Source organism: Rubellimicrobium roseum (assembly GCF_006152145.1).
GTDB lineage: Bacteria > Pseudomonadota > Alphaproteobacteria > Rhodobacterales > Rhodobacteraceae > Rubellimicrobium > Rubellimicrobium roseum.
In genome coordinates this window covers 1-1,375 of sequence record NZ_VDFV01000144.1, presented here as the reverse complement: position 1 = coordinate 1,375, position 1,375 = coordinate 1, and the positions used below count along the sequence as shown (strand labels likewise).

Annotated in this window: 2 protein-coding genes; both read left to right on the top strand. The window is 75.1% G+C overall.

All coding sequences use genetic code 11. The features are described 5' to 3' along the window. Nucleotides 1-557 (top strand): dihydroxyacetone kinase subunit DhaK (locus tag FHG71_RS23225; protein ID WP_139084170.1); only part of this gene is annotated, 557 nt, incomplete at its 5' end. Nucleotide 558: 1 nt separating this feature from the next. Further along, nucleotides 559-1,188: a dihydroxyacetone kinase subunit DhaL gene (gene dhaL, locus FHG71_RS23220; RefSeq protein WP_139084169.1), complete on the top strand. Its 630-nt coding sequence runs from the start codon at nt 559-561 to the stop codon at nt 1,186-1,188. Nucleotides 1,189-1,375: the final 187 nt, after the last annotated feature.

Below are 1,375 nucleotides of genomic sequence, written 5' to 3'. Positions count from 1 at the left end.
GGCGCGGCGTGGCGGGCAACGTGTTCGTCTTCAAGGCCGCGGGCGCCGCCGCCGACCTCCTGATGCCCTTGGACGAGGTGGAGCGTGTGGCCCGCCATGCCAACGCCCGCACCTTCACCATGGGCGTGGCGCTGTCGGCCTGCTCGCTGCCCCAGACCCGGCGCCCGAACTTCGACCTGCCCGCCGGCGAGATGGAGATCGGCATGGGCATCCACGGCGAGCCCGGGGTGCGGCGCGGGCCCCTGCGCCCCGCCAACGAGGTCGTGGACGAGATCATGGACGCGATCCTCGCGGAGATGGGGGCCGCCCCCGGCGACCGCGTGGCGGTGCTGGTGAACTCGCTGGGCTCCACGCCGCTGATGGAGCTCTACATCCTCAACGCCCGCGTGGCCGAGCGGCTCCAGCAGGCGGGGCTCCAGATCCACGCCACGCTGGTCGGCCCCCTTTGCACCTCGCTCGAGATGGCGGGCGCCTCGATCACGGTCATGCACCTGGACGACGAGCTCCGGCGCCTGATCGACCATCCCTGCGACTGCGCCATGTTCCGGGTGGGCTGAGATGAGCGACTTCACGACCCGCGACCTCGACGCGCTCTTCGAGGCCCTGGTCACCAAGATGGCCGAGGAGCGCGACCACCTGTGCCGGCTCGACGGGGTGATCGGCGACGCCGACCACGGCATCGCCATGCTCCAGGGCATGACGGCCGCCCGCGACGCGGTGGTGGCGCTGCCCGAGGGCACGCTCCAGGACAAGCTCAACGCCGCCGCCAAGGGCTTCCTGAACGCCGTGGGCGCCTCCTCGGGGCCGCTCTACGCCACGGCCTTCCTGCGGGCGGGCAAGGCCGCCGGGCCGCGGGCCGCCATGCCGCGCGAGGAAACGCCCGCGCTCGTCGCCGCCATGGCCGAGGGCATCGCCCACCGCGGCAAGGCGCAGGTGGGCCAGAAGACCATGTTCGACGCCTGGGCCCCGGCGGCCGAGGCGGCGGGGAGCGACGGCCCCCTGCCCGAGCGGCTGAGCCGCATCGCGCGGGCCGCCGAGGCGGGCGCGCAGGGCACGGCGGACCTGGTGGCGCAGTTGGGCCGCGCCGCGCGCCTGGGCGACCGCAGCCTCGGCCACCCCGACCCCGGCGCGGTCTCGGCCGCCATGATCGTCGCGACAATGGCGCGCCACTTCGAGGACCCGGCGTGACTCCGGCACCCCGGGCCGGCACGAGTTGACGAAGGCACAGGACGCTGGCGGGGTCTCCGGCCCTCGCCGGCGCGCTCATGGACGCGGCCCGCGCGACCGGCGCCTTGCGGTCCTGCCCTTCGCCACGGCCCGACCCGCCCGTTCGCATCGGCCGGAGGCTGTCCTCGGGCGCCCCGGGAACGACGGA

Bases quoted from the DNA above. Each gene is read 5' to 3' on its own strand.
- dhaL (WP_139084169.1), top strand. From the start codon at position 559: ATGAGCGACTTCACGACCCGCGACCTCGACGCGCTCTTCGAGGCCCTG.